The 22,916-nt window shown below is 57.9% G+C and carries 24 protein-coding genes; 15 read left to right on the plus strand and 9 right to left on the minus strand.

The annotated features are described in order from the left end of the window. Positions 1-42 precede the first annotated feature (42 nt). Positions 43-1,200, plus strand: a complete 1,158-nt coding sequence (locus VGM18_20445) for a site-2 protease family protein (protein ID HEY3975381.1) — start codon at positions 43-45, stop codon at positions 1,198-1,200. A 47-nt stretch (positions 1,201-1,247) separates the two neighbouring features. Here VGM18_20445 and serA read toward each other — a convergent pair whose 3' ends face one another. Beyond that, positions 1,248-2,861: a phosphoglycerate dehydrogenase gene (gene serA / locus VGM18_20450; GenBank protein ID HEY3975382.1), complete on the minus strand. Its 1,614-nt coding sequence runs from the start codon at positions 2,859-2,861 to the stop codon at positions 1,248-1,250. 262 nt (positions 2,862-3,123) lie between these two features. Between serA and VGM18_20455 the strand changes: the two genes are divergently transcribed. Next, the gene (locus VGM18_20455; GenBank protein ID HEY3975383.1) at positions 3,124-3,555 is read left to right on the plus strand and encodes an IPT/TIG domain-containing protein; all 432 of its coding nucleotides are present in this window, start codon (positions 3,124-3,126) and stop codon (positions 3,553-3,555) included. Positions 3,556-3,597: 42 nt separating this feature from the next. Here the strand turns inward: VGM18_20455 and VGM18_20460 are convergent, their stop codons facing one another. Next, entirely contained in the window at positions 3,598-4,803 is a 1,206-nt protein-coding gene (locus VGM18_20460) for an alanine--glyoxylate aminotransferase family protein (GenBank protein HEY3975384.1), read from the minus strand. Between the two features lie 158 nt (positions 4,804-4,961). Beyond that, entirely contained in the window at positions 4,962-5,255 is a 294-nt protein-coding gene (locus tag VGM18_20465) for an antibiotic biosynthesis monooxygenase (protein HEY3975385.1), read from the minus strand. Between the two features lie 111 nt (positions 5,256-5,366). Between VGM18_20465 and VGM18_20470 the strand changes: the two genes are divergently transcribed. Continuing rightward, complete coding sequence (locus VGM18_20470) at positions 5,367-5,825, plus strand: GatB/YqeY domain-containing protein (GenBank protein HEY3975386.1); 459 nt, start codon at positions 5,367-5,369, stop codon at positions 5,823-5,825. A gap of 56 nt (positions 5,826-5,881) precedes the next feature. Next, the gene (locus tag VGM18_20475; protein HEY3975387.1) at positions 5,882-6,493 is read left to right on the plus strand and encodes a hypothetical protein; all 612 of its coding nucleotides are present in this window, start codon (positions 5,882-5,884) and stop codon (positions 6,491-6,493) included. On the opposite strand, the gene VGM18_20480 is transcribed toward VGM18_20475, so the two are convergent. Both VGM18_20480 and rsmI read right to left on the minus strand, forming a co-directional pair. Further along, a complete protein-coding gene (locus VGM18_20480) occupies positions 6,490-6,807 on the minus strand; it encodes a type II toxin-antitoxin system Phd/YefM family antitoxin (GenBank protein HEY3975388.1) in 318 nt (105 codons plus the stop codon). The genes VGM18_20475 and VGM18_20480 overlap by 4 nt on opposite strands. 79 nt (positions 6,808-6,886) lie before the next feature. After that, a complete protein-coding gene (gene rsmI, locus VGM18_20485) occupies positions 6,887-7,801 on the minus strand; it encodes a 16S rRNA (cytidine(1402)-2'-O)-methyltransferase (protein HEY3975389.1) in 915 nt (304 codons plus the stop codon). 140 nt (positions 7,802-7,941) lie between these two features. On the opposite strand from rsmI, the gene VGM18_20490 reads away from it, so the two are divergent. The 3 genes from VGM18_20490 (at position 7,942) to VGM18_20500 (ending at position 9,417) form a co-directional block, all read left to right on the plus strand. Continuing rightward, positions 7,942-8,271, plus strand: coding sequence for an MmcQ/YjbR family DNA-binding protein (locus tag VGM18_20490; GenBank protein ID HEY3975390.1), 330 nt, complete (start codon positions 7,942-7,944; stop codon positions 8,269-8,271). A 69-nt stretch (positions 8,272-8,340) separates the two neighbouring features. Beyond that, positions 8,341-8,898 carry an NlpC/P60 family protein gene (locus VGM18_20495; GenBank protein HEY3975391.1) on the plus strand — a complete coding sequence of 186 codons (558 nt, stop codon included), beginning with the start codon at positions 8,341-8,343 and terminating at the stop codon, positions 8,896-8,898. A gap of 135 nt (positions 8,899-9,033) precedes the next feature. After that, a complete protein-coding gene (locus VGM18_20500) occupies positions 9,034-9,417 on the plus strand; it encodes a zinc ribbon domain-containing protein (GenBank protein HEY3975392.1) in 384 nt (127 codons plus the stop codon). Between the two features lie 68 nt (positions 9,418-9,485). Here the strand turns inward: VGM18_20500 and VGM18_20505 are convergent, their stop codons facing one another. Beyond that, positions 9,486-11,720: a DPP IV N-terminal domain-containing protein gene (locus VGM18_20505; GenBank protein HEY3975393.1), complete on the minus strand. Its 2,235-nt coding sequence runs from the start codon at positions 11,718-11,720 to the stop codon at positions 9,486-9,488. Between the two features lie 232 nt (positions 11,721-11,952). Between VGM18_20505 and VGM18_20510 the strand changes: the two genes are divergently transcribed. Further along, on the plus strand, positions 11,953-13,080 hold the full coding sequence (locus VGM18_20510; GenBank protein HEY3975394.1) for a C4-type zinc ribbon domain-containing protein: 1,128 nt from the start codon (positions 11,953-11,955) through the stop codon (positions 13,078-13,080). Here the strand turns inward: VGM18_20510 and VGM18_20515 are convergent. Then, positions 13,077-13,628, minus strand: a complete 552-nt coding sequence (locus VGM18_20515) for a hypothetical protein (protein ID HEY3975395.1) — start codon at positions 13,626-13,628, stop codon at positions 13,077-13,079. The genes VGM18_20510 and VGM18_20515 overlap by 4 nt on opposite strands. A gap of 374 nt (positions 13,629-14,002) precedes the next feature. Between VGM18_20515 and VGM18_20520 the strand changes: the two genes are divergently transcribed. The 6 genes from VGM18_20520 (at position 14,003) to VGM18_20545 (ending at position 18,599) form a co-directional block, all read left to right on the plus strand. Further along, entirely contained in the window at positions 14,003-14,251 is a 249-nt protein-coding gene (locus VGM18_20520) for an addiction module protein (GenBank protein HEY3975396.1), read from the plus strand. Beyond that, a complete protein-coding gene (locus VGM18_20525) occupies positions 14,241-14,543 on the plus strand; it encodes a type II toxin-antitoxin system RelE/ParE family toxin (protein ID HEY3975397.1) in 303 nt (100 codons plus the stop codon). The genes VGM18_20520 and VGM18_20525 overlap by 11 nt, the downstream gene beginning before the upstream one ends. A 130-nt stretch (positions 14,544-14,673) precedes the next feature. After that, positions 14,674-15,312 carry a hypothetical protein gene (locus VGM18_20530; GenBank protein HEY3975398.1) on the plus strand — a complete coding sequence of 213 codons (639 nt, stop codon included), beginning with the start codon at positions 14,674-14,676 and terminating at the stop codon, positions 15,310-15,312. Positions 15,313-15,885: 573 nt separating this feature from the next. Beyond that, positions 15,886-17,157, plus strand: a complete 1,272-nt coding sequence (locus tag VGM18_20535) for a class I SAM-dependent rRNA methyltransferase (protein ID HEY3975399.1) — start codon at positions 15,886-15,888, stop codon at positions 17,155-17,157. Between the two features lie 197 nt (positions 17,158-17,354). Further along, a complete protein-coding gene (locus VGM18_20540; protein ID HEY3975400.1) occupies positions 17,355-17,864 on the plus strand; it encodes an Hsp20/alpha crystallin family protein in 510 nt (169 codons plus the stop codon). A 132-nt stretch (positions 17,865-17,996) separates the two neighbouring features. Then, a complete protein-coding gene (locus tag VGM18_20545; protein ID HEY3975401.1) occupies positions 17,997-18,599 on the plus strand; it encodes a LemA family protein in 603 nt (200 codons plus the stop codon). A 118-nt stretch (positions 18,600-18,717) separates the two neighbouring features. Here VGM18_20545 and VGM18_20550 read toward each other — a convergent pair whose 3' ends face one another. Together VGM18_20550 and hemB are read right to left on the minus strand one after the other, a co-directional pair. Then, positions 18,718-19,596 carry a sulfotransferase gene (locus VGM18_20550; protein HEY3975402.1) on the minus strand — a complete coding sequence of 293 codons (879 nt, stop codon included), beginning with the start codon at positions 19,594-19,596 and terminating at the stop codon, positions 18,718-18,720. A 186-nt stretch (positions 19,597-19,782) separates the two neighbouring features. Then, the gene (gene hemB, locus VGM18_20555; protein HEY3975403.1) at positions 19,783-20,895 is read right to left on the minus strand and encodes a porphobilinogen synthase; all 1,113 of its coding nucleotides are present in this window, start codon (positions 20,893-20,895) and stop codon (positions 19,783-19,785) included. Between the two features lie 224 nt (positions 20,896-21,119). Here hemB and VGM18_20560 point away from each other — a divergent pair, with 224 nt between their 5' ends. Continuing rightward, positions 21,120-22,874: a HAMP domain-containing sensor histidine kinase gene (locus tag VGM18_20560; GenBank protein HEY3975404.1), complete on the plus strand. Its 1,755-nt coding sequence runs from the start codon at positions 21,120-21,122 to the stop codon at positions 22,872-22,874. Positions 22,875-22,916 lie beyond the last annotated feature (42 nt).

A 22,916-nucleotide genomic window follows, 5' to 3' on the forward strand; every position in this document is an offset into this window, starting at 1 on the left:
CTCACTATATCCATCCATGTAGAATAAGAGTAGCTAAGGCCGATGCGAAGCTGGTCCATCCCGATTGGACGACTGTTGGGCGTTGAAGTCCGCATTCATTTCACGTTCCCGCTACTGGCCCTATTTATCTTCTGGACCGATTACGCAGCCCATGCCGGGAATGCGACCGGGCCTCGCGACCTAGCCATCGTCGCAATCCTTCTGGCCTGCGTGGGCGCCCATGAATGTGGACACATGGTGGCCGCACGGCGCTTCGGTATGATTCCGAAAGCCGTGATCCTGTTGCCGCTCACTGGCGTGGTGGTCTACGACGAATCGCGCGCCGACAAAAGTGAGGGGGGCAATAGCACTAACAATGAAAAGCCGCAAACGGCGCTGGCCTGGAAGCGTGAAATTCGCCTGGCCCTGGTGGGACCGCTGGTGAGCCTTGCCCTTGCCTGTCTTGCCGCATCCGCCGTAACCGCCTCCGGAAACGATATTGAACTGTGGAAGTGGCCATTTTTGCAGGCCCGCAACCTGCCCCGCAGCCTGGTGTGGGCCAACCTTTATCTGGCAGTTTTGAATCTCATGCCCGCTTATCCTCTCGATGGCGGCCGCATCCTGCGCGCTCTGTTCTCGCGCAAGCTGGATCTTTCCGCGGCCACCCAGCGTGCCGTCTCCATCAGCAACGCCATCGCCATGGTCCTGATGATCGCCGGCCTGTTCAGCGATAACTGGCTGACGATGGTCGGCGTCATCGTCTTCTCGGCCGCTCAGCTAGAAGAACGCGCCCTGGTATTCCAATCCGTACTCGATAATGTTCGCCTGGAAGAAGTGATGCTCACCGATTTCGCCACGCTCTCTCCCGCCGACACTCTGGAAGACGCGCTCGAAAAGGCTGTCCACTCTTTGCAGGATGATTTCCCGGTAGTTCGCGGCAGCGATATGGTGGGCGTGATTTCGAAGCAGCGAATCCTCGACGCCCTGCGCGCGGAAGGCAATGGGTATGTACAGGCTGTGATGAATAAGATTTTTGAAGTTTCGCTTCGCCAGGACTCGCTCGGCTCGGCCTTCCGTAAGCTTACGTCCCGCAATTCCAGCATCATTCCGGTCGTCGAAGACCAGCGACTGATCGGCATCGTCACCCTGCAAAACCTGATGCACTCCATGGCCCTGCTGGCCGAAACCCGCAAACTGCGGCGGGAAGAATCGGAGTCGTAGCTCCGCCGTCTCGGCGGCTGTCGCGAGGGCGTCTCGCCCTCGCATTTCTAGAACAGCCGCACCGCCTTCGCCTCCTGCACCGCCGGAATCGTCCGCAGCTTGGCCAGCACTTCCTCCGACACACGTCCGTCGACGTGGACCACCGCAATCGCCTCACGCGGCTGATCGGATTCTGCCTGAGGATCTTTTTCTACAGAACGCCGCCCCAGCGAAAAGTCGGCAATGTTGATCGACTCCTCACCCAGAATCGTTCCCACTCTGCCAATCACTCCGGGCACATCGCGATTGCGCAGATAAATCAGACTGCGCTGCAGCGGAGCTTCTACGTCGATGCCATCCACGTGCAGCAACCGCGGCGCTTCCCCATGGAGCACCGCTCCCTTCACGATGTGTTCTTCGGTAGCCGTCTTCAGAAAAATCGAGAGCACGCTGCCCGCGCCGCCAGTCGAGGCTTTCGCCTTATGCGATTCCAGGACGCGCAGTCCGCGCTCGTCCGCAATCGTGGCCGCGTTCACCAGGTTCGCCTTTTCCTCCAGCGCCTGATTCAGAATGCCTTTGATCGCGCCATTGCGGATCAGTTCCGTCTTCCACTCGGCAATGTGTCCGCCGTAGCGGATCGAAATTTCCTCGATGCTTCCCTCCGATACCTGCGCCAGAAATCCTCCCATGCGCTCCGCCAGCACAATGTAAGGCGACATCGCCGCATATTCTTCGGCCGAGACCGATGGCACGTTCACGGCATTCTGAATCACGCCGTGTTTCAGATACTCCTTCACCTGCTGCGCAATCTGCACTCCGACGGCTTCTTGCGCTTCAGCCGTTGACCCGCCCACGTGTGGAGTGAGCAATACATTCTCCAGCGCGGTGAGGGGGGAATTTGTCGGCGGCTCCTCGGCAAATACGTCGATCGCCGCCGCTGCCACGTGCTTCGACTGAAGCGCCTGCGCGAGAGCGGATTCATCCACCAACTCGCCGCGCGCGCAATTCACCAGCCGCACACCCTTCTTCATTTTCGCGATTGACGCTGCATTGATCATCCCGGCGGTCTGCGGAGTCAGCCCCACGTGCAGCGAAATATAGTCGGCAACCGCGTACACCTCGTCGAGCCCCGCCAGCCGAATGCCCTGCTCCTTCGCGACGGCCACCGACACAAACGGATCGTGCCCCAGAAGTTCCATGCCGAACGCGCGTGCGCGCCGCGCCACTTCCATGCCCACGCGCCCCAGCCCGATAATGCCCATAGTCTTCCCGCGCAGTTCCGTCCCCTGCAATGATTTCTTCTCCCACCTGCCGGCGTGCATCAGGGCGTTGGCCCGGCACAAATGCCGTGCCATGGCCAGCATCATCCCCAGCGTCTGCTCCGCCACCGCGACCGCATTGGCCCCCGGCGTATTCATCACCGCGATGCCTTTGTGCGTAGCCGCTTCGAGGTCGATGTTGTCCACTCCGACGCCTGCTCGCCCAATCACGCGTACCTTCTTCGCATGCTCCAGCAGCTTGGCATCGGCCTGGACCGCAGACCGCACAATGAGCGCATCCGCGTCTTCGAGTTGCTGCTCCAACTTGCCGTCGAGCTGATCCGGAGTCAGAACGGTCCATCCCGGTTCCTGTAGTTCGGCCACGGCTGATGCTGAAATCTTTTCCGCCACGATGATCTTCACGAATGATTTCCTTTAAACGACTTTGGATTCGTTTGATACCGGCCCGCCGGCCCGCCGATTTTTCTCGGCGACCTTTGCAGCATTTCTCAGCGTCCTTCGCGCTTTTGGAATTTCGGAAAAAGGACCGCAATACGCCCACGAAACGGAGAATCTGCCTGACAACCAAATGACGGGAAAATGACGAGTCGCTGACATTCCTCCCAACCAACGTTTCTAAGCTTGTTCTCGCTGGACCCCAGGGAGAACAACTATGAACAAAACCATGAAAACTTTACCAATGCTGAAACCCGTCAAGACAACCGCGCTCGTCGCCGCACTCCTGGCACAGATCACCCTCACATTCGCCTGCGGTTATAGCTCCAAGACTACGCCGCCAGTCGCTGGAACCATGCCCACCATCGCCGCACTCGCGCCCAACAGCGCCACCGCAGGCGGTGCGGCCTTCACCTTGACCGTCAACGGAACCAACTTCGGGACCCAAGCGGTGGTGAACTGGAATGGCACCGCGCAAACCGCGAACACAACTTTCGTGAGTGCCAGTCAACTCATGGTTGCAGTTCCCGCGTCGGCCATCGCCGCCTCGGGGACTATCAGCGTGACCGTTACGAACCCGGGCACCGCGGGAACAGGCATATACGGAACCGGCGGGACGTTGGCCGAGACTTCGATGCCGATGGACTTCACGGTCAACTAGTTCGGGCCCAGCGCTACGCGAATAGGGCTCGATATGCGGGCTTCAGGCGCCGACCAATTGTCGCTTCCCCGGCTGGGTGCGGGCATAGACTTGCTGTGCTGCCCGCACCGCCACGCCATACTCCACGCTTTGGTCGGTAACTTTCGCAAGCACATGTTCGAGCGCGCCCAGAATGCCGATGGTGTCGAGATAGTCGTAATACCCGATGTGCGCGACGCGAAATAGCTTGCCTTTCATTTCGCCCTGACCGTTGGCGACGACAGCGTCGAACGATTCACGGAACTCTTTCACGATCTTGCCGGAATCGACTCCCTCCGGCGCGCAGATCGCAGTCAGCGCCGCCGCCGGGGACGACGCATAGAGTTTCAATCCCAGCGCCTTCGCGCCGGCACGGGTCATCTCAGCGCAAAGCTCGGCATTGTTGACCAATTCTTCGCGTCCCTTGGCCAGATCGCCCTTCCCCATGCCGCGCACAAATTCCAGCGCCGCTCCCAACGCCGCGAACAACGACGTTGCTGGAGTGTACGCTGTCTCGCCCTTCGCTGCCGACTTCCGCTCCTTGCGCAGATCGAAATAATATCGCGGTGAAGTCGTCTTCTCCATCGTCTTCCATGCCCGCTCACTCACCGCGCAATACGCCAGCCCCGGAGGCATCATCAGCGCCTTTTGCGATCCGCCAATAATCACGTCCACGCCCCAGCCATCGACATCGAGATGGGTTGTGCCTAGCCCCGTGATTGCATCCACGACCAGCAGGGTTTCGTTTTCTGAACCCGCGCCGTGAGCCCGCACAATCTTCGCGATCCCCTCAATGTCATGCCGGGCCCCAGTGGAACTCTCCGTCGCCTGCACGAAGACAGCGCGGGTGGCGTTATTTACGCGCGCTCGAACGTCATCGAGATTGAACGTCTCGCCATACGGCACTTCCAGCACTTCCACATGGCAGCCAAAAGCCTTGGCCAGTCCCGTCCAGCGCTCACCGAACTTACCGGCGGTCAGCACTAGCACGTTGTCTCCCGGCGACGTCAAATTCGATACCGAAGCCTCCATCACGCCCGTGCCCGAACAAGCCAGCACCAGCACATCGTTCTTCGTGCCAATGAATTCCTTCATGTCGGCCAGTACCCGTTGAAACAGCGCCTTGAAGTCGGCAGTCCGATGATGCGCCGTAAACGAAGCCATAGCCGTCTGCGCCGCCGGCAACAGCGGCGTTGGTCCCGGAGTAAAAAGACGATTCTTACGCAACATATTCGAGGAAGCCCCTATGAGTGAAGTCCGGCGTGAGGAATGCGTTTACTTCAGTAGTTTAGCGGAAGGCGGCCATAAGGGCACGCCCCGCCTGCATCGTGAAGAGCAGGCGGGAGTTCTTTTCGTGTTAAGGTCAAGCGTGTTAACGTCGAGCGTGCTTATTTCGAGGCAAGGATCTCGGGCTTACCGATCTCGGGGGGTTTAGCCAAAAGCTCTCCCGCCTTGGCAAACAGAGCCTTGGCGATTTCGCCATTCAGATGAGCGTTGCGGCCATTCTCGTCGGCAAAGGTATCGAAGATCCCATACTTTCCCGGCCCCATCTTGATGGCATACCAGGTAAGAGTCTCCGGCTCGGCTTCGGCCAGCGGTTGCGCGGACTTCAGGAATGCCTCTACTTCTTTTTCTTTGCCGGGCTTGGCTTCGAGTTGCGCCCAAATCGATACTTTTCCCATGGATTTCTCCTCCTAGGCATCTGATGCACGAGATTCGCTTTTGGTACTGACTAAGAAGTAAGAATCGACATCAATTCTGTCTCGAAACCACTCCGCTATAATTGCGCCATCATGACTCTTGTAGAACAGATCCAGAAAGACATCGTCACCGCCATGAAGGCCAAGGACGAAGCGCGCCTATCCACGCTGCGCATGGTGAAGAGCGCGCTGATGAACCGCAAAGTCGAGAAAATGGCCGAACTCGACGACAAAGAATCGCAAGCAGTGCTGGCCACGCTGATCAAGCAGCGCAAAGAATCCGTCGAACAATTCACCAAAGGCGGACGCCAGGAAATGGCCGACAAAGAAGCCGCCGAAATCGTCGTGATCGAGAGCTACCTCCCGAAAGCCGCCGGAGAAGCAGAAGTAATCGCGGGCGTAAAAGCCGCCATCGCCGAAATGGGCTCTCCAACCATGAAAGATATGGGCACAGTCATGAAGAACGCCATGGCCAGATTCAACGCCGCCGGCATGCGCGTGGACGGGAAGATGGTCAGTGAGATTGTGAAGAGAGAGCTAGCGGGGAAATAACTCTGCGCTTGCGGACTCGAGTTGAGGTGAACCTTACGAAAGCACAGATCGACCGAATGGGCCCACTCAAGGCTAAATGGGATGACCTCAGTCTGAAGGTGTTGGGCGAGCTCGAACTCCCTCCGTCTCGAGTTCTTTGCTGGTTCGATGACAAACTCGATTCGGAGCACCTGTGTTGTCCGTCAGTTCCAGCCGTATTCCTCCCCCTCAAGGGAAATAAGGGAAATCGTGAGCGTCGTCCTCGCGATGTGAAAGAGCACGTTTGCGACGAAGATGGCGAAATGCGCGACGCGTTGGTCTATCTCTCCGGATATGCGTGCTTACCTAGGGATGACGTTTTCTTTGTGATGACTTTCGCGCACGAACTCCAGCATTTCGTGCAGTGGGGGCATTCGCCAGAGAGTTGGAAACAATGTTTGCACGGCTTTCCCGGAACCGGTCGTTGGGATGTTCCTACGGAACGCGACGCCTTGATCGCGTCAAGACGCATCACGATCAAAGTCATCGCCCCGGACGCGGTCGCAGCATACGCCCAGATGAAGATCGACAAAGGAGCCGACACAGCGTACTGGTCGCTTTTTCAAAGCATCTCGCCATTCGAGCAATACGACTGGGTCGGAGAAACGGAGCGTCTGACGACTCAAAACCGATCCCAAGCTTCTCGCTAGCGAGAGGTCTGCCGCTTCACTTTTTTCACCGGCCGCCGTAGCTCGGCTAGGAATTCGCTTGCGTCGCGCACATTGCCAGCCAGGTAGTCCCGATGGCCAGTCTTGATTTGTTCCTTCAACGCGCCATCCTGCTGGTCCAAATAATCTTCCAGGTCATCGACGTGCATGATCCCTGCGACGGGAATGCCGTCCTTCTCAAGAATAAAATACTCGCGGTTGATATGAGCACGCCGTACGACCTGGCCGAGATTAATGCGCGCTTTCGTGAGTGGAATTCGATGTACTACGCTCTTCGTCGACTTTGAAACAGTCATTATGGCCCTCCGAGTTAATTGATTAACGTTAATCAACTTCAATTATCTCATGAGTGGGGCGAGGTTCAGCACAGTCGCCTCACTTGCTCCTCTGCCATTCCCGGTAAGCCTCGCTCTTCGAAACTCCCCGCTCCTTCGCCACTTTTTTCAGCGCCGCCTTCTCATCGACTTTCTCTTCCGCCATGATCTGCTCCACCCGCTGCCGCACCGACGGACGGACCCTTCGACTTTGCTCAGGGCAAGCTGCGTCCGTCCCTACGCGAGCCACTTCTTCTTCGGCTTTGCCGATCAGCAGCGTGATCTCGCCTTTCACCGCTGCGCGCGCCTTCAAGTTTTCCAGCACTTCACCCGCGAATCCGCGTAGAAACTCTTCATGCAGCTTGGTCACCTCGCGCGCGATCACCACCTGCCGGGCGTTTCCCATCACTTCGCAAATATCTTCCAAAGTCTCGACCACCCGGTGCGGAGCCTCATAAAATACCTGCGTCCGCGGAGAATTCTTGACCGCCTCCAGCGCCGCGCGACGCTCACCGCGCTTCGCGGGAAGAAATCCACTGAAGCGAAATGAATCCGTCGGCAAACCGCTCGCGACCAGCGCAGAGAGAAATGCTGATGCCCCCGGAATCGGCACCACCGACACATGATGCCGAATCGCCAGCGCAATCAGCCTGTACCCGGGATCCGAGATTCCCGGCATCCCCGCATCCGTTACCAGCGCCACGCTCGCGCCCTCCTGCATATCCTTGACCAGTTCCGCCGATTTCGTCATCTCGTTATGTTCGTGGTAACTCGTCGTGCGGGTCGCGATCGCGTAATGATTGAGCAGCTTCTGCGTCTGCCGCGTGTCCTCGCAGGCAATCACGTCGACTTCTTTCAGCACGCGCAGCGCGCGCAGCGTGATGTCCTCCAGATTCCCGATCGGCGTCCCCACCACATAAAGCGCCGGCCCGGAAGACTTCAGGGTCGCGCGGATTTCTGCGTCAGCGTCGTTCATGGCGGGAAGTCTACCACTGGTCATGTGGGGACAGCCGCCCCCGGCTGTCCGGTCGAGCGAAGCTCGACGGTATGCGGCGGCCGTAACTTTCCAAGCGCACGGGCAGTTATGTTAATGTACGTTTCCTTGGAGGCCTCTACATGACCGCCAACAACTTCCGCGAAATAGCCCTCGCACTCCCCGAAACCGAAGAGCGCCAGCACATGGACCATCCTGACTTTCGCGTAGCCGGAAGGATTTTCGCGACACTCGGCTATCCCGATAAATCCCGAGGCATGGTAAAGCTCTCGCCGGAAGATCAGCACAACTTTGCCAAGGATTATCCCGAAGTATTCACTCCGGTGAACGGCGCTTGGGGACGCCGCGGGGCGACCAGCGTCCTTCTTAAGCCGGGGAAAAAAGAAGTTCTCGGCAAAGCCATCGAAGCCGCCTGGCGCAATACCGCACCAAGGCGTTTAATCGCAAAGTAAACCAACCGTGACTCGACCCAAAACAACGGCAGCTACCGCCGCGACCCAATTTTGCATCCAAGCAAGGCGATGCGGCTCGCTCCAAAACCCGCCACGGTAGCCCTGTTCTGCGGGTTGACACTATGCGTCTGCCCGGCGCAACAGGCCTCGCAGCAACGCGAAAATGCGAGCGCCACTCGCCCGCGGACAAATGAGAATTATGCACGACGGTCCGATAAGACCTTGACTGCCGACGAGGGCCTCGCCGTAATTTCCGCCGCGCTTGACCGCAGAGTGCGCCGCTATTCTGGACAGGACTGTTCTCATCTGGTTCACGCGATTTACGAACGGGCCGGGTTCCCCTACCAGTACGCAACCTCCGACGATCTTTATGACGGAGTCCCGAAGTTTCAGCGCGTAGCCGAGCCGCAGCCCGGCGATTTGATCGTCTGGCACGGCCACGCAGGAATTGTGGTGCGGCCCTCGCGCCATGTCTTCTTCAGCTTCATGAGCGCAGGCCCGGGCATCGACAACTACGAAAGCCGCTATTGGAGCCGCCGCGGACACGCCCGCTTTTATCGCTACATCAAAAATGAAAGGTGCCCAGGATGCACCGCGGTCAGCAAAAACGTTCGGACGAGACGATAAGAGAACGAGACGATAAGAGAAGACGATAAACCGTGCAGCTCCCAGAGTCGCCGCTATTTCGCAAATTGACGCGATCGCTCCCCAGCCCCTAAAATCAATAGGAATCTGATTGTTCCTCGCAACCGTCTCACACTCATGCCCCTTTACGAATACGAATGCAAGAAGTGCGGCCACCGCTTCGAGAAAATCCAGAAATTCTCCGACAAGATGGTCAAGAAGTGCCCCGAGTGCGGAGGCGTGGTTGAGCAGATGATCTCCGCTCCCGCCGTCCAATTCAAAGGCTCAGGCTGGTACGTCACCGACTACGCCAAGAAACCCGCATCCTCAGGCAGCAGCAGCGGAGAGTCGAGAGAGAAAAAGGACGACAAATCCAAGTCCGACGGCGGCGCTAAAGAAACATCGTCAAAAGATAGCTCGACGAAAGATAACTCGCCAAAGGAGAGCTCCTCGAAAGAGTCCAGCTCGAAGGACAGCTCCTCTAAGGAAACGTCGCGCAATGGTTCGGGCAGACATAAATAAAGCGGCTCCGATTCGTCGAGGCCGCCGAAATCTCCATCCGCGCATTCGCCACTAATCACTGACCACTGCTACTTCAGCTCCCGCTCAAAGTGCTCTTCAATCATCGTGAACAGATGCACCCGCGCATCTTTCCCCGCAATGCTGTGCGTCTTGTTGGGATAAATCATCAGCCGGAACTGCTTCCCCGCCTTGATCAGCGCATCAATCATCTGAATGCTGTTCTGGAAATGCACATTGTCGTCGCTCGTGCCATGCACGAGCAGCAGCGCCCCGTGCAACTTGTCCGCATCCCTCGTGACGTCAGATTGTTCGTACCCTTGCTTGTCGTCCTTAAGCAGCCCCATGTAGCGCTCGGTATATATCGAATCGTAGTTCACCTGATCCGTCACCGGAGCCACCGCGACGCCGGCGCGAAAGCGGTCGGAATGCGTCATCGCGTACAGCGTCATCGACCCGCCATTCGACCATCCCCAAATCGCCACCCGATCCTTATCAAGCTGCGGATACTGCGCCAGCAACTGATCCAAAGCGGTCAGCTGATCTTTCAATTCGATTGCACCAAACTCGTGCCGGATAGCCGTCTGGAATTTTCGGTCGCGCCCCGGAGTACCGCGGTTGTCCACCGAAAAAATCGCGAACCCTTTCCGCGCCAGAATTTCGTCAAACGGATCTGGCGGCCCTTTTCTTACCGTCTGCGCCGCCGGACCTCCGTAGATGTTCACGATCACCGGAATCTTGCCGCTCGCAGCGTCCGGCGGAAGCAACAGCCGCCCATAGAGCACCGTTCCATCGTCAGCTTTAAACTCCAGGTACTTCGGCGCCCGCAACCCATATTCTGCGATTGCGTTGTGTGCCTGCCACACCGGGCTACACGCAGCTCCCACCGTGCACAACGAGAGGCTGGGCGAATTCTGCGGACCAGAATGCATGTGCGTATAGTGCTTGCCGTCGTCGCTGAAATTTCCAGAATGCATTCCCTCTTCCGGTGTGAGATTCTTGAAATCCGATCCATCCAACCTCACGGAATAAATGTGCACTTCCCGCGGATCATCCTTATTCGCTGCAAGAAACACCGTGCCCGCGGCTTCGTCCGCACCCAAAATCCCCAGCACCGCGTAGTCGCCCTTCTCCAACTGCCGTTCCAACTTGGCATCAGCGGCCATCGGATTCTGCTTGTCAAAGCTGTAAAGATAAATATGCATGTTGCCGTCGCGCCAGCTTGGCCAGAGGAACTGTCCGCCGGATTTCAGAAAACGAACCTCGACATGCTCGAAGTCGATCCATGCTCCCGGCGTAGTCTCAGTCAATACGATCCGCGACTTGCCGGTTTTCGCATCGATGAAATACAGGTCCGACTTATCTTCTGTTCGATTTAGCACCTGGGCCCAGATCACGCCTTCGCGCACCCAGCCGAATCTTGGAATGTAGGAATCCTCGTCGCTGGTCGGCGAAATCCAACGCACTTTCCCCTTCTCCGTGTCCACCACCCCCAACTTCACCACCGGATTGGGATCGCCCACCTTGGGATATTTCTCGTTGTCTACATTAGGATGTGTCGGCATCCAGTCGGTGATGGGATAAGTGGGCACCTTGGTTTCATCCATGTGCATGAACACGATCTCTTTGCTATCAGGCGACCAGAAATAATTGCTGCGCACGCCCAACTCTTCGGCATAAACCCAGTCAATATCGCCGTTGAAGAGACTATCGCCCGTGTCTTTGGTCAGCGCCTTTTCGTCTTTGCCGCTGATCGGGCGGACATACAAATTGTGTTTGCGTACATAAGCCAGTTGATTGCCGTTGGGCGAAAACTTCGGATCGCCGCTGGGGTCGCCTGCCGACGTAAACGCCACCGCCGTCTCCGTTCCCAAATCGTAAAGCCAGAGCTGACCCTGCGAATCGAAAATCAAATGTTTCGAATCCGGCGCCCACAAATACGACGCCACGCGATAGCGCGTTAGGCGTTCTTTCTCGCGCTCGTTCTTGACTTTATTCACGTCAGGGTCGAGCGACGCCAGTTTGGCCGCGCTCACCAGCACCTTCTTCTCGCCCGTGGCCGTGTCCACATACCACAACTCACCCTTCTCGCCCTTTTCGTCGCGCTGCACGAAGGTGAGCTTGGTTCCGTCCGGACTCCACTCGATCGTCTCTGGCCCGCGTCCGTTGAGGCCTCCGGTCTGATAAATGGCTTCAATCGTCAACGGCTTGGTAGGCGCGGTTTGCGCGGGAGCCGGGGTTAAAAAGCCGAGAACAACAATAAGTGCGAGCAGGGAAAAGCATGCCAACGAAATCTGTCTTTTCACGAAGTGACCCTCACAGGAAAATTCTCACAGGAAGAATTTAGAGTGTACACCGACCCAGCTCATGGAGGGGCGGACGCCTCGCCCGCCCCGAAGTGTGGCGCAGACATGGCCTGCGGCCATCCCGGACGAGGCGTCCGGGGCTCCACTAAGTTTTCTTGCTATCGAGGCCGCGGCAGCCGTCGCAACCACCGCAATTCGCCCCCCGCCGCATGCTAGAATCATGAGAGGGTCAATGCTTCCCGACATCGAAAATCTGCTGAAACTGCAAGACACCGACAAAGAAATCCGCCGTCTGCAGGACGAAGTCGCCGAGTTCCCCAAACGCGTCGCCGTCATCGAGCAGAAGCTGGCTGGCACCAAGGCTCAACTGGAAAAAGCTCAGACTGCCGTCAAGGCCGACGAAGCCAGCCGCCGCAAGTACGACAGCGCCATCAACGACCTGCGCGGCAAGATTTCGAAGTATCGCGATCAGTCTCTCGACGTCAAAACCAACGATCAGTACAAGGCGCTGCTGCACGAAATTGAGTTCGCCGAAAAAGAAATCGCGGCCAACGAAGACAAGATTCTCGAGCTGATGGTCAATGCCGACGCCCGCGATAAAGAAGTCAAAACCGCGCAAGCCGAACTGAAAGCCGAAGCCGCCGAGATCGAAGCCGAAAAAGAACAGGCCCGCCAGACCACGGCCGCCGACGAAAAGCTTCTCACCGAGTGGCGCGGCAAGCGCGATCAGATTCGCACCGGCATCAACGAAGACCTGCTGCGCCATTTCGAGCGCGTTTCAAAGTTCCGAGGCAGCGGCATCTCAGAAGTTCGCGATCAAAAATGCATGGCCTGCCGCGTGATGCTGCGGCCGCAGACCTACAACGAAATTCGCTCCGGCCAGCAAGTCATCGTCTGTGACTCGTGCCAGCGCATTCTTTATTTCAATGCCGCGGATGAACTCGTGGACCAGGTTCCCTCCACGCATCGGCCAAAACGCCATCACCCTAAAATCGACGCGCCCCAGGCCTGGTACTATCGTCCCGAGTTCCAGGACATCGGCGAAGTATTTCTGTGCCTGACGAATTCGCGAGGCCAAGCCACCCGCCGCGTCTACGACGTCCACACCGGCCGCCTCATCGGCGACATTCTCACGCGGGAAGGCGACTACCGCCAAGCCTTTCCTGAAGACATCGCCGGCGCGACGCGCCTAAACGGCAGTTGGACCGAAGACGAACTTGATGCCTTCGGCGCCGAACTTCCCATGGTCGCCCTGGACTCGCTAAGATTCGATCTAGACCACGCCCGCCATGAAGCCGCCACCGGCTCGCACGTAAAACAACCCGCCCCCGCAGCCTCGACCGAACAAGCCGCCAGCTAAGCTCTCGTGGGGACGCAGGTTTTGGTCTTGACTTCGACTTCGGCTTCTTCTTCTCCTTCTTCGTCTTCTTCTTCTTCCTCTTCTTCTTCCTCTTCTTCTTCGAAATCAGAGTCGTCCCAGATGTGCTCGCCCAGGAGATTTTCGCCGAGGGCGCGAGGATCGACGATGACGTCGCGAATATAGGGCTCGAAGGTGGTGCGACTGAGATTGGCGCTGGCGGTTTGCAGAGCGTAGAGCAGGAGTCCGGCGGTTTTGTGATCGATTTGGCCGGAGACGAGGTAGCGCATGATCTGCATGAGGGAGACCTGGATGGAGTTGGCATCCTCAAGCACGGGGAGTGCGAGCGTGGCTGGGGCAAGCGGGCCGTGGCCGGCTTCGATGCGAGCGGCGTTCAGCGCATTTTGCCGGAGGCGATCGAGGCTGAGTTCGAGTCGCTCCTCGTGATGGCGTTTGTGAAAGTAACAGAATTTGTTGCGGCGCAGGGCGGGCGATCCGCACTGCGTGCCGTTGACTTTGATGTGCTGACAGCGATTGGGAAACGAATCCATTTCTTTAAGCTCCTGGCTCCTAGCTACTAGCTTCTAGCTAACATCGAACTTCTGACTCGGGCTGCGGGTTCCTTCGATGTGGTACCCCTCCCCCTCCCCTCCCCCCTCCTTGATCCCGATCTATTGGAATCACGGAGTTGGCGGGATTTTGCGAATTGATCCTTGGGCTGCAATAAGTTAGGGGGAAAATCTTGAGTCCCTTGGACTTAAGTGCGGCGGAAGAATCTATTTTTGTTTTGTGCTGGCCGAGTATTCAACAGCTAGATTTCTCAGTCAAGGTTGGATGAACATTGGGAGGGTGTGGAAAAGGTCGGGTTGGAAAGGTTGGAACTAAGGACGCGCGCTTGCGTTAAGATAGCCCGAGTGAGGGGCACATGGCACAGATGACACCGCAGGTTTCCGAGTTGCTGGAGCGCGCTCTGTCGCTCTCGATTGAGGAGCAGGAGGCATTGGCGGAATCTCTGATCTCCTCTTTAGGCGGCAAGGTAGATGAGGGCGTACAAGCGGCCTGGGAGTCCGAGATTGGAAAGCGCATCGCGGATTTGGATTCGGGACAGGCCAAGACTACCTCATGGGCAGAAGTGCGAAGACGCAATTTAGCGAAGTTACCTCGTGCCCAGTGAGCCAGTCGAGTTTCACGACGAAGCTACCGCCGAATACGATGCGGCGTTCGATTGGTATCTGGAACGAAGTCCTGACTCCGCTCTGCGCTTCGACGCGGAAGTTGAACGAGCTCTAGCAGAGATCGTGGCTGCTCCTCGACGTTGGGCCATGGGCCCGTACTCTACGCGCAAGTTCCTGCTGCGACGGTTTCCCTTCATTCTGATTTATCGCGAGCGACCGTCGGGGAGCATTCAGATTGTCGCGGTCGCTCATACCAGCCGCAAGCCGGGATATTGGAAGGGACGACTGTAGGTCGAGATGCGCGGCCAGGGTCCGTGCCCCCATGTTTCGAGGTTCTGAGTGAGCTTTGCGACGGATCTCTTGCTGGCCTTGTTGCTTCAGCAGAACGGAGGTATGATCGCCGTTTCAAAGAGCTGCCGCGATGCACGAGCGACTGACGCTCGGCGTTAGGGAAAAAGCTATGTGGATTTTCCTCGGCCTTGCAAGTTTTCTTTTGTTCTACAAGCTGTTCATCTCCTACTATCTCGGAAACGCAGGTCGGGGCCCACTAGACAGCCCTCCAGTATTCGCTCGAAGTTGGTTTCATCGCGTCGTTTGGTCTCTGGCCTTGCTGCTCCTCGGCCTGTCGGCGCTCTTTTCCTACGCTGTGAGCGGCTGGCTCGTTCCGGTTCCGCTGATATTAGCTCTTATTCTCCCGGGCTGGAAGGCCTTTAGGCGCGACGCCGAACTAGATGCGACGATCAAGAAAAGCATCGTGACTCACTATGAGTTGAAGGGGCAAGGCGTCCCTGAACCAGAGATTTTCAAGCGTGTTGTGACCATCGTCGCGGGAGCCGAGGCAGAAGATTACGAATTTCTGTGGGAATCGGCTGATTATGATTGGGATTTGGAGCGCGTGATTCAGTACATAATCCTTCCTGCCAAAAAGCTCCACTCAAACCACCCAGGACAGGGTGTACACGGCGTTGAGGCGAGTGTAGAAGTCAGGAACCGCATCAGAGGATTCGTGGCCTCCTTTGAGCGCCTGAGGGTCGGCCATGAGGAGCGAGACTCGAAGTAAGCGACAACGGAGTTGAATCGGGGCCGCCGCTCCTCTCCGACTATCCAGTGTATCCGCCAAGATTACCTGATATCGGACAACTCGCAGCGCGTCTTTGCGGATCTCGTGGAGTTGCGCTTAGCTCCTCCACGCACTCTTCTTGATGGGTCTCGCAGAAGAATTTCGATCTTCTGCCGTCTGGATTGTTTACGACGATGCATTGTTCGCGGGCCACGATTTCTTACCTCCTGGGAATTATTCTAAACCCAAAAGAAAAGGCCATCAGATCTCTCTGACCGGCCTTCATTAATGCCGGCGACGACCCGCTCCCGCACACTTTCGCGCGCAGTACAATCGGCCGAGCGAAAATCCCTGCGGCCCTCAGGGGCTAAAGCCCGCGATCTCTTGGGCGCTTTACGGTACGGCTGAAGCCGTACCCTTCCACGAACCGGATTCAACCCTTACGGTACGGCTAAAGCCGCACCCTTCCACGGGCCCGGATTCAACCTTTACGGTACGGCTGAAGCCGCGCCCTTCCACGAACCTGGTCCACGGACCCGGATGCAAAAGAGTTCCAGGCATTAGTATGGGCGGATGTCTCCATCTGCCCATTCGACTCTCCCCACCGTCAAGATCTCCCCGCGCGGCGCCGGCCGGCTCAAGTCTGGACACGTCTGGGTCTACCGCTCCGACATCGTTTCCACCGATGGAGTCGAGCCCGGTTCGTTGGTCCGCGTCGTCGACCACCGCGGCAAGTTCCTCGGTACTGCCCTCTACTCCAGTTCCTCGCAAATTGCGATCCGGATGATTTCGCAGGATCCCGTGGCTGACTTCCCGGCACTCCTCCGTCAGCGCATCGCCGACGCCATCGCCTATCGCGCGTCGATCATCGGTCAAGGCAGCGGCGAACGCAGCGTCCGCGACAACGGAGCCTACCGCGTTATTTTCAGCGAAGCCGATTTCCTTCCCGGCCTTATCGTCGACCGCTACAACGACATTCTTTCTCTGCAAATCCTCACCCAGGCAATGGACGCCAACCTTTGCCGCGAAACTGTCATCTCTGAACTGACCGAACAGTTCCATCCTGCCGCGATCGTTGAGCGGGTTGACCCGCGGGTTCGCGAACTCGAAACTCTTCCACCTCGCACCTCTGGCCTGTTGCACGGCGAAAAGTCCGCCACCACTTTCACCATGAACGGCATTCAGTTCAAATTCGACGCCCTCGAAGGCCAGAAGACCGGAGCCTTTCTCGACCAGCGCGAAAATTATGCCGCCGCCGCGCAGTACGCCCACGGTGACGCCCTCGACATGTTCTGCTATCAGGGCGGATTCGCTCTTCACCTGGCTCCGCGCTGCTCGCAAGTCACAGGCGTTGACAGTTCGCGCCCCGCTCTCGAAACCGCCGAGCAGAACGCGGCGCTGAACGCTACTGGGAACGCTTCTGGGGCGAACAAGACTGGGGTGAATAAAAACGAGATCGAATGGATCGAGGCCAACGCCTTCGACCTGCTGAAGGACTATGCTTCGTCAGCTCGCCCGGGCGAAGCTCAGCGCTACGACACCATCGTCTTAGACCCGCCCGCGTTCGCCAAATCCAAACGCGATCTCGACGCCGCCCTTCGCGGCTACAAGGAACTGAATCTCCGCGCCCTCAAGATGCTGCGTCCCGGCGGCATCCTGGTTACTTGCTCCTGCTCTTACCACATCAGCCAGTCGAATTTCCTCGAAATGCTGGCTTCGGCGGCTCTTGACGCTCACCGCATCCTTCGCCTGATCGAAGTGCGCGGACAAGCAAAAGATCATCCCGTCCTGCTGAATGTCCCCGAGACTGCCTACCTGAAGTGCGTAATTGCGTATGTAAACTAATGAAAATGCGGGCAATCTAATACTTGACAACAATACACTAAGCTTTTATGATTCTTTTACGCTAACGTTGCGTCTAATGAAGTGACCGCCGCTCTAATGCTCGCGTAGCTCCGGATGCATTCGTCCGGGATCAGCCAGCAGAGCCGGTCGCAATTCAAAGTCTCTGACTTAACCAAAATCTGAAGGAGGATTTAGTCATGACCGTTTTAGCCCGTTTTGAGCCTTTCCGTGAGTTTGCCACCTTGCAGGACCGCATCAATCGCGTTTTTCGCGATTCCTACAGCGGCGCCGGCCAGGGGGATGACTCTCTGACCACATCGAGCTTCGCCCCGGCGGTGGACGTCTATGAAGACGAGCACCAGGTCACTCTGAAGATCGAAGTGCCCGGAATCGAGGAGAAGGACATCGACGTCCGCGTAGAGAACAACACGCTCACCGTGCATGGCGAGCGCAAGATCGAGAAGGAAGAGAAAGAAGAGAACTATCGCAGGGTCGAGCGCCAGTATGGCAGCTTCACCCGTAACTTCACTCTGCCCCAGACCGTAGACACCGAGAACGTTTCGGCAACCTACGACAAAGGCGTGCTGAAGATCTCTTTGCCCAAGAAAGCCGAAGCCAAACCCAAGCAGATCAAGGTAAACGTGGGCAGCGGGAAGTCCCTCGAAGCCAGGACCTCGGAAGGCAAAGCCCCCAGCAAGGCCGCGTAAGCGGGAACTGGTGGAGGGCGGACGCTTTCGTCCGCCCGAGAAGCTCAATGCTTTTTGCGGGAGGCGGCCGAAAATCCGCCTCCCGTAACCCCGTCTGCCACTTGCTTCCGCAGCGCTCTGCTGGCACCTTGAATGTTGACAGCCGAGGTGGCGATGGACGGCAGCATTATTACGGGCTTCGCGTTTTTTCTGTTCGCGGCTGGCGTGCTCCTCTATGCCGTCATCATTTACAACGGCCTGGTGCGGCTGCGCAATGGGAACGACCGCGCGTGGGCAAACATCGATGTGCTGCTCAAAGAGCGCCACGATGAAATTCCCAACCTAGTCGAGACCGTCAAAGGATACATGCAGCACGAACAGCAGACGCTGCTTGCCGTGACCCAGGCTCGGACGGCGTCGGCGGACGCGGCGAGCATCGGCCAGAAGGCCGTCGCCGACCTGAAGATGGCCAGCGCGCTGCGCGGCTTGTTTGCTGTGGCAGAAAGTTATCCGCAACTGAAGGCCAACGACAATTTTCTGAAACTACAAAACCGCATCAGCGAGATCGAGGAGCGCATTGCCGACCGCCGCGAGTTTTTCAACGACGATGTCAACATCTATAACACGCGCATCGGCCAGATCCCCGAAGTGCTAGTGGCCAGCTTTCTAAGCCTGAAGCCGCGCCAGTTGTTCGAGGTCTCTGAAGAAGATCGCAGGCAGGGGGAAGTGAGCTTTGCCAGCGGGCAAGGGGCATAGCTGCTTGTGGGGCGGACACCCCTGCCCACCGCATTTTGCTTCTGCATCGACGGGTTCCGTTCGGGCTAAGTCAAAGTCATAGGCTGCGAACAGGAGTGTCGATCCGAGACAGCGGCCATTATTTCCAGGCCGATAAGCTACGATTCAAGAGGGCTTCGAGTTCAACCACGTCAGGGCGGAAGAGTTGGCGCAATTTCTCCCGCTGCGCCGAGGATAATTCCGCAAACGCGGGTCCGCCGCCGACGAATAGTTTCAGCGCTCCGAACCTTTTGGCAGTGGCCACGAGTGAGTCGAGCTGGCGCGTCTTCGCCCACTCCGCCAGCCGAAAACCAGCGCGAGTCCAGTAATAATTGCGCGGCTCCGACATGTCTTCCGAGGTCAGGACACGACGAATCTGAGGCGGGCGCAGGGTAATCCGCGGCACTCCCACAAAGTCGACCAGCTTGTCCAGATAGGACTGCGGATCGTTTTGGATGTCGTCATGCACGGTTACCATGACCTGATCGTTTCCGAAAGTCCGCTTCCACTCCTTCAGGTGAGCCGCGTACCGGCTTGATTCCATCAGTTCCGGATCGCGGGCCAGGGCTTCGTCGAAGCTCCACGGGATCAAGCCGTAGGCGCGTTTCAGCCGGTAGAGCGACACGACACGATCCACGGGGTTGCGGAAGGTGCACACAATTTTGGCGTGCGGGATGAGCCGAGCGATCCGTTCGCGCGCTTCGGGCGAGGCGAAATAAGTGGGAGCAACTTCCCCGATGGCGCGTCCGTCGCACACTTTACGGTAGTGCGAGCCGTACCAGCTCAGTCCGCGGTCAAAATATTTATCGAAAAACCTGGTCTCTTTCGTGGGATGGGAGAGCCAGGCCCCCTTACTCAGGACGGTATGCAGCCAGCTCGTTCCGGTGCGCGGAGGACCGACGACGAAGAAAGAGGGCAAGGGCGAAACGGCGCTTTTGACAGCAGCTCCAGCCGCTATCGCGAAGCTGTTGGTGGACATTCCGAACGTTCCTTAGTTAGAAATACGCCGTTCCTGCCGGGTGCGCGGCATAGCAACGACGGTCGGGCCCCATGCGACAGAAAAGGAGCCTGAGAATCATTTTTAACGGGTGGCCGCTAGTAGATGCGCGGCGCCACGAGTGGGTTGTCCAGATAAGTATGGCCTGCCGGGCAGCCGACCCGACTGTCAGCCCAGCAACCTGGCGGCGTCCTTGGCGTAGTAGGTCAGGATGATGCTGGCGCCTGCGCGGCGGATGCTTAGGAGGCTCTCCATCATGACGCGGTCGTGGTCGATCCAGCCATTTTGGGCGGCGGCTTCCATCATGGCGTATTCGCCGGAGACTTGATAGGCGGCGAGCGGCAGGTCGAAGCGCTGGCGGGCGGCGGCGATCACGTCGAGGTATGGCAGGGCGGGCTTGACCATGATCATGTCGGCGCCTTCTTCGATGTCGGCTGCGATTTCGCGCAGGGCCTCGCGGAGGTTGGCCCCGTCCATCTGATACGACCGGCGGTCGCCGAATTGAGGGGCGGAGTCGGCGGCTTCGCGGAAGGGGCCGTAGTATCCGGAGGCGAATTTGGCGGCGTAGGAAAGAATGGGCGTGTTGGTGAAATCGGCTTCGTCAAGGGCGCGGCGGATGGCGGCGACGCGGCCGTCCATCATGTCGGAGGGAGCGATGATGTCGATGCCGGCTCTGGCCAGGGAGACGGAAGTGCGGGCCAGGAGTTCGAGTGTGGCGTCGTTGAGGATTTCGAACGTCGCTTCAGAGGCTCGGATGGCGACGGCGGCCAGCGCTTCGATAGCTCTTTCTTTTTCGTCACCGTTTTTTACTGCGACCGCGCGCACTGAGTTCGTTGCGTCGCGCGCGGCCGCGCCCAGAGACTGCGGCGTCAGGGCGGCCTTCACGATTCCACAATGGCCGTGCGACATGTATTCGCAGAGGCAGACGTCGCCTATCAAGAGCAGGCCGGGGACTTCGCGTTTCATGGCGCGGGCAGCTTGCTGCACAATTCCATCGTCGGACCAGGCGCCGGTGGCGACGTCGTCTTTTTTGTCGGGCAGGCCGAATAAAATCACGGCGGGCACGCCGAGGGAGTAGACTTCCTGCGCTTCTTTCACCGCTTCGTCCACCGACAGATTGAATACGCCGGGCATGGAGCGGACTTCTTTGCGGATACCTTCTCCGGGACAAACGAACATGGGATAAACCAAAGCATCGGGAGTTAAGCGAGTCTCCGAGACCAGGTTGCGCAGTTGGGCAGTGCGGCGGAGGCGGCGAAGGCGGGTTACGGGGAATGCCATTGGATGATCACCAAGGGAAAGCTGGAAGTGCTTCCTGATTGATTCTAAGATCAAACTGGCCGCTCTGTCTCGCCAAAGGGACGGCGGTGGTGTCGTAATTTGAATTAGGACAGTACCGGACGGCGACAGAAGGACGAAGCAGCCAGCCCGGGGTGACCAAAGTAATTGGAAGCGTTCCCATCGGTCCTCGGATTCCCGGATCGAAGCTCATAGAATGGGGACGGATGAGTCTGTTCCAACGTTACCGTTGGTTTGCCGGAGCGATCGGAGTCACTCTGATCTTTGCGGCGGTGTGCCTGACCGGGCACAAGAGCGCTGGACTGACCGCCTTCGCCGATATCACAGGTCTGGTGTTGATGGCGGCGGTCGCGGGAATCACGCTAGCGAACACATTTTGGCGGCCGGCCCAGGAGCGCAGTTTCTGGGCGTTGCTGTCGCTGGGGTTCTCGCTTTGGGCGGCCAACTGGGCCGCCTGGGCTTGGTTAGAGGTTGGACTGCATCGAGAAATCCCCGATCCGTTCGTCTTCGATATCGTTTTGTTTTTTCATGTGGTGCCGGTGTTCGCGGCGGTGGCATGGCGTCCCGATCTGAAGAACAATAAAGAGGGAAAAGTCCTGCTTAGCCTGCTGAATTTCCTGATGCTGGTGGGCTGGTGGCTGTTTCTTTACGCCTTCATCGTCTTCCCTCATCAATATGTGTCTATAGAGAAAGCCACGTACAACAGCTATTACGACGCGCTCTATGGCGTCGAAAATGTTCTTCTCGCCGGAGTTCTGTGCCTGGCCGCATGGACCAGTTCGGGGGGGTGGCGGCGGTTCTACCTGCATTTTCTCGGCGTGTTCGTTGTGTACTCGATCGATGCGCAATTTGTCGACCAGGCGACGGCGAACAACTCCTACTATTCGGGAAGCCTGTATGACATCCCTCTGATCGGAACGGTGGCATGGACAGCGGCGGCGGCTTTGTCGGCCCGCGAATGGAACCTTGAAAGCGTCGAGTCTCGGTTTAGTCCGCGCTGGAAAAGTGCAGTGCCGCGGCTCGCTACGATGGCGCTGCTGTCGCTGCCGGTCCTGGGAATCTGGACGATATTGCTGGACAATTCAGCCGGGCCTTCCCGGGCATTCCGCGTTTTTACTGTGCTGGGTGCGATGTTGTTGCTGGGAACATTTGTATTCCTGCGCCAATATCTACAGGACCGTGCATTGGTCGCGGTGCTACAGGAGTCGCGCCGGGGATACGAAAGCCAGAAGCGTCTGCAAACCCAATTAGTCCAGAAAGAGAAGCTGGCGACGCTGGGAAATCTGGTGGCGGGAGCGGCCAACGAGATTAATCATCCTCTCGACTCCATCATGAATTATTCGGAACAACTCTGGGGGAAGGAGGGTCTGACGGAGGAGCAGAACCAATTGGTGCGCAAGATTGTGAACCAGGCCCGGCGGACTCGCGATCTGGTTTCGGACCTGCTGCGATTTGCCCAGCAGTCGCCCGGAGAAAAAATTCTGGTCGACCTCAGCGTGCTGCTGCACCGCGCCACCCAAATGCTGGAATTGCGGCATCCTGGCGGTAAAATTCGTATCACGGTTTCAGTTGCGCCGGATGTACCGCGTGTGCAGGGCAATGCCAACCAATTGTTCCAGGCCTTCGTTGAGATCATTGACAACGCGATGGACGCTCTCGAAGAGGCTGGCGGGGGCGCTCTGGACATCACGGCCCAACGCCAGGGAAAAGACGTCATGCTGCAATTTTCCGATACCGGACCGGGAATCCGCGAGCCACTGCGAGTCTTCGATCCGTTTTACACGACCAAGCCTGTCGGCAAGGGCACGGGTCTGGGTTTAAGCGCGGTATACGGCGTGATCCATGAACACAATGGGCAAATCACCTGCCTGAACAAACCGCAAGGCGGAGCCGTGTTCGCAGTAAGGATCCCCTTGGCCATTGAATCGGTGGCGCAGGTTGCCGGTGCCGGCGGCGATTGAGTTCCGAATTTTTCTTGTCCTCGCCCGCTCCGTTCCACGCTC

The sequence above is a fragment of the Candidatus Sulfotelmatobacter sp. genome, assembly GCA_036500765.1.
GTDB lineage: Bacteria > Acidobacteriota > Terriglobia > Terriglobales > Acidobacteriaceae > Sulfotelmatobacter.